At 63.1% G+C, this 4,878-nt stretch carries 3 protein-coding genes and 1 pseudogene; 3 read left to right on the forward strand and 1 reads right to left on the reverse strand.

Going from position 1 to position 4,878, the window contains the following annotated elements:
- Positions 1 to 524 precede the first annotated feature (524 nt).
- Positions 525 to 1,613 (forward strand): glycosyltransferase, encoded by a 1,089-nt coding sequence (locus ACIQMR_RS38185; protein ID WP_401397742.1) that lies wholly within the window; start codon positions 525 to 527, stop codon positions 1,611 to 1,613.
- Positions 1,614 to 1,631: 18 nt separating this feature from the next.
- Positions 1,632 to 2,489, forward strand: coding sequence for an FkbM family methyltransferase (locus tag ACIQMR_RS38190; RefSeq protein ID WP_401397745.1), 858 nt, complete (start codon positions 1,632 to 1,634; stop codon positions 2,487 to 2,489).
- A gap of 101 nt (positions 2,490 to 2,590) precedes the next feature.
- Here ACIQMR_RS38190 and ACIQMR_RS38195 read toward each other — a convergent pair.
- A pseudogene (locus tag ACIQMR_RS38195) lies at positions 2,591 to 3,681 on the reverse strand (IS630 family transposase).
- Positions 3,682 to 4,415: 734 nt separating this feature from the next.
- On the opposite strand from ACIQMR_RS38195, the gene ACIQMR_RS38200 reads away from it, so the two are divergent.
- Positions 4,416 to 4,754, forward strand: a complete 339-nt coding sequence (locus ACIQMR_RS38200) for an Lsr2 family protein (RefSeq protein ID WP_401397748.1) — start codon at positions 4,416 to 4,418, stop codon at positions 4,752 to 4,754.
- The last annotated feature ends 124 nt before the right edge of the window (positions 4,755 to 4,878 follow it).

A 4,878-nucleotide genomic window follows, 5' to 3' on the forward strand; every position in this document is an offset into this window, starting at 1 on the left:
GAATCCTCCGGAAGGCACGGATCAGTCCCAACCGCCTCACGTCAATCGCCAAAGCCCTCCTCACCCCGGAGACTCACCGCTGAAAATGCTCAGTGATCACGCCACCTGCAAGCTGGGCAGTGGATCTGTGTGATTTGGCAAACGTGCGGCAACTTCAAGTACGCCTGATGCCCATGGTGTGCATCAGGCGGACGTCAGGAGTTGGTGTGCGAGGCTGGCCTGTTGCAGCACAGCCGGCGGCTCGAGCGGTCGGTGCAGTTCGTTGTTGCCTGCCGAGACCAACGGCCCCTCTGATGGCGTACAACGGGGCCGGTCGCACTGGTCGTACTAGTGCATCCTTGCGCCAAGCGGACCGGCAGGTCTTCGGACAGTCGCTTTCGGGGCCCCGTTGGAACTCGGCGAGCCTTCGGCCAGGCCGCCAGAGCGGCCACTAGGGTCACAGATCCGACACCGGCTCAGCCGTCCGCCTCGGACGACTGATCTACTACAGCGGTGGGCCCGTGAAACCAACAGTCTGTCTGAACATGATCGTGAAGAATGAGGCTCCGACCATCCGGAAGTGCCTCGATTCGGTACGTCCCCTGATCGACACCTGGGTGATCGTGGATACCGGCTCCACGGACGGCACTCAGGATGCCGTCCGGGACTGCTTCAGCGATCTGCCCGGGGTCCTGCACGAGCGACCGTGGAGGGGATTCGACGGCAGCCGTACCGAGGCAATCGAACTCGCTCGCTCCCACGCTGACTACCTCCTGTTCATCGATGCGGATGACGAACTACAGGTGCGGCCCGAGTTCCTGATGTCGGACCTGAGTCTCGACGCCTATCAGATCGCCTTGCACGACGGGCCGATCATCCACTGGCGGCGTGCGCTGGTCTCTACCCGGCTGCCTTGGCACTACGTCGGAGTCCTCCACGAGTACATTGAGTGCGGCATGCAGTGCAGCCTCGGAAAGCTTGAAGGGGTCAACATCCTGACCGTCGGTGGTGGTGCCCGCCTCCGCGAAGGCGGCCCGCGGAAGAAGTACCTGCGGGACGCGGAGATCCTCGAGCAAGGGCTGGCCAAGGAACCCGGGAATGCTCGGTACGCATTCTACTTGGCCCAGAGTTGGCGCGACGCGGGAGAGCCGGAGAAGTCTCTCGCTGCATACGACCACCGGGCCGGCATGGCCGGCTTCACGGAGGAGACCTACCTCGCCCAGGTCTACGCCGCACGGCTCGCTGCGAGCCTTGGGCGGCCGCTGGCCGAAGTAATCGACCGCTACCTCCGTGCCCACGAGAGTCGGCCCTCGCGCGCCGAGGCGATCGGCGATCTAGCGCGCATCTGCCGCCTCGAGAAGCGCTGGCCCCTGGCGTACATGTTCGCCAAAGAAGCGGTGCGCATCCCGTACCCGAAGGATGCCCTATTCGTAGAGTTCTCGTGGCACGAATGGCGCGCGCTCGACGAACTCGCTGTGTCTGCCTATTGGGTCGGCGCCTACCAGGAGTCCCAGCAGTGCTGCGAACGCCTCCTCATCGAAGGCGAACTCCCCGACGACCAGCGCGAACGGGTCACCAAGAACCTGGAGTTCGCCCGGCGCAAGCTGGACGCGAAGTGCCAATCGGCAGCCTGAGGTGAGGATGGGAATGCAATGACCGTCACCGCCCCCACCGCCTCACCCGTACTCGCACTGGTGCAGCCAGACCGGCATACCCATGTCATCGACATCGGCGCCAACCCGATCGACGGGGAGGCGCCATACCACGACATGCTGCGAGCCGGCCTGTGCCGGGTGACCGGGTTCGAGCCTCAGCCCGATGCCCTGGCTGAGCTGCAGCGTCGTAAGGGCCCGCATGAGACCTATCTGCCCGACTCTATCGGTGACGGCGCCCCCCATACTCTCCGGGTCACCGCCACCTCCGGCATGACCAGCCTGTACCGACCCGATCCGAACAGGCTCAGGCTCTTCAACGGATTCACCGAGTGGGGCCGAGTCCGCGAGGAGGTCCCGGTTGACACCCGGAAGCTGGACGACGTCGATGAGGTCAGCGCCTTCGACCTTCTGAAGGTCGACATTCAAGGCGCTGAACTAATGGTGTTCCAGGGCGGTCGGCAGAAACTGGCCGAGGCAGTGGCAGTCCATACCGAGGTCTCCTTCGTTCCGCTGTACGAGGACCAGCCCACGTTCGGCGACGTGGATCAGCAGCTCCGCCGCCAGGGCTTCATCCCGCATGCCTTTGCTGCCATCAAACGCTGGGCGATCGCTCCCGTCGTCTTTGAGGGGGACTTCCGCCGCGCCCGGAACCAGCTCCTCGAAGCTGACGTCGTGTACGTACGCGACTTCGGGCACCCTGAGTCCATGACCGACGAGCAACTCAAACAGCTGGCACTGATCGCCCATCATGTGTACGGCTCGAGTGATCTTACTTACCACTGCCTCAGCGTTCTGCTCACCCGGAAAGCAGCAGCCCTCGACGCGCCAAACCGCTACCTCACCGCTCTGCGCTGACCGCGGTCGCCTACGGTCCGGCGCCGCTGGGCCAGGTGACTCCTTGGATGCCGACGCATCGAGCAGACCTGCAGCAGCCGCCTTGAGCGTGATCCGGCCATCTAGTCTTCTGAGTCAGGAATTCTGTTCAGATATGAGGGGAGGCGTTCGAGGATCTCGTCGGCGGTCTTGGTCCAGACGTAGGGCTGCGGATCGCTGTTCCAGGCTGCGATCCAGGTGCGGATGTCCTTCTCCAGGGCTTGGACGGATCTGTGGACTCCTCGCCGTATCTGCTTGTTGGTGAGTTCGGCGAACCATCGCTCGACGAGGTTCAGCCAGGACGAACCGGTCGGTGTGAAGTGCAGGTGAAAGCGCGGGTGAGCCAGCAGCCACTTCTTGATGGCGGGAGTCTTGTGGGTGGAGTAGGTGTCGCAGATCAGGTGGACATCCAGGCCGGCGGGCACTGCCTTGTCGAGCTTGATCAGGAACATCTTGAACTCCTCGGCGCGGTGTCGGCGGTGCAGGGAGCCGATCACTTTGCCGGTGGCGACCTCCAGTGCGGCGAACAGCGTTGTGGTGCCGGCGCGAAGGTAGTCTGAGTCGCCCGCTCGGGAACTCCGGGCATCATCGGCAACACGGGCTGGGACCTGTCCAGGGCCTGGATCTGCGACTTCTCGTCCACGCAGTACACCAGCGCCCGCTCCGGCGGGTCGAGATACAACCCAACGACGTCGTGGACCTTGTCGACGAAGTACGGATCGGTCGAAAGCTTGAAGGTCTCCGACCGGTGCGGCTGCAACCCAAAGGCCCGCCAGATCCGTGACACCGACGACTGCGACAGGCCCATCTCCTTCGCCATCGACCGTGTCGACCAGTGTGTTGCGCTCTTCGGTGTGGATTCCAGCGTCCTGGTGACCACCGCGGCGACTTGCTCGTCAGTCACTGTCCTGGGCCCACCGGGACGCGGCATGTCACCAAGACCGGCGATGCGGTACTGCACGAACCGAGCCCGCCAGCGGCCCACCGCATGAGGTGTAGAGCCGAGTTGAGCAGCCACATCCTTCTTCGAGGCGCCCGCGGAGCAGGCCAGGATGATCCGGCACCGCAATGCCCAAGCCTGCGGCGTGGAACGACGCCGCACCCACCCCTCAAGCGCGGCGCGTTCCTCGTCCGACAGCCTCAACTCGGCCTTCGGCCGCCCCGTCCGTGCCATGAAGCAAGCTTATACATCCGAACAGAATTCCTGACTCAGAAGACTAGGGGGTGTCCTTCATTCCGGCATCGAACCTGTTCTCCGGGGGACTGATAATGCAGGCGCAGGCCGCTGCGGGGCCGCCACAGGCATCGTAATCTGTTGCCTCGCGCGCCGCCGCAGCTCGGCTCCTGGATGGAGAGTACCCACGTATCAATAGAGTCCGATCAGTTTAGAGATTCCCGACCTGGCTTGGTACAGGTATCTGCCGACGAGCCGGTTCCTCAGGCGTTTTGCGGCAGCAGCGAAAGGCAGCAGTGCCCGCGGGGCTAGTGCCAGCCCCCGCATACGGGATCCGGCGAGTGAGATAGTCCGTGCTGCTGAGGACGGGTACCGATTCCCTTCACCTAGTGAAGGCGCGCAGTGGTCAGTCCCTGCGGTTCCAGCTGCGGTCGATCCCCGGCCTTGCGCCGTTTCGCCTGAAGATTCGCGGCGGCAGATGCGCAGGTCAGCGGGCTTCCTGCTCACTTCTTCATAGACCACGGAAACCTGCCCGATGCCCCGGAATGGGGCTTGCGTACCATTTGACTCACCTTCGCGACAATGGAGATGTTCCCTCTCGCCGAATGTCGATCACAAGGGGCGAGTGGAAGGGGTATACGGCAACTGCTGGAGATCTGCGGGTATCCACGGGCAAGGTATATCGACGTGTCTATTCTATGGTGCTCATGGGGTTTCAGATGTACTCTCAGTCCATGGCAAAGAAGCATGTAACCATTTTCATCGATGACGTGACCGGCGAGGAGACGAGCGAGGGTGCAACTCACGCCTTTACGCTCAATGGCGTGGAGTATGAGATCGACCTGTCTCCGGACAGCTACGATCGGATGCTCGAAGTATTCAGTCCGTACTTGAAAGCAGGACGGAAGACCGGCCGTAAAGGCCAGGGAGAAGCGCGTCGCAAGCAGGCAGTAGAGACGGGAGGCCAGTCGGCGGCCAGGATCCGTGAGTGGGCTAAGGCAAACGGCCATGACGTAAGCGAACGTGGCCGCATCCCCGCCGAGGTCCGCGAGGCATATGAAGCAGCCCAATGACAGCGTCCGTCCAGGCAAGGCGCTTCGCTTTAGACCGTGTCCTATGTGGTGCTGGCTCGTTGGACTGTTCATGGGGCGGGATACGTGGAGTTGGATTGTTCCGGACGGGTTGTGGGAGATCGCG

Origin of the sequence: Streptomyces sp. NPDC091376, from assembly GCF_044757085.1 — a bacterium.
GTDB classification, from domain to species: domain Bacteria; phylum Actinomycetota; class Actinomycetes; order Streptomycetales; family Streptomycetaceae; genus Streptomyces; species Streptomyces pratisoli.

Bases quoted from the DNA above. Each gene is read 5' to 3' on its own strand.
- ACIQMR_RS38185 (WP_401397742.1), top strand. From the start codon at position 525: ATGATCGTGAAGAATGAGGCTCCGACCATCCGGAAGTGCCTCGATTCG.
- ACIQMR_RS38190 (WP_401397745.1), top strand. From the start codon at position 1,632: ATGACCGTCACCGCCCCCACCGCCTCACCCGTACTCGCACTGGTGCAG.
- ACIQMR_RS38200 (WP_401397748.1), top strand. From the start codon at position 4,416: ATGGCAAAGAAGCATGTAACCATTTTCATCGATGACGTGACCGGCGAG.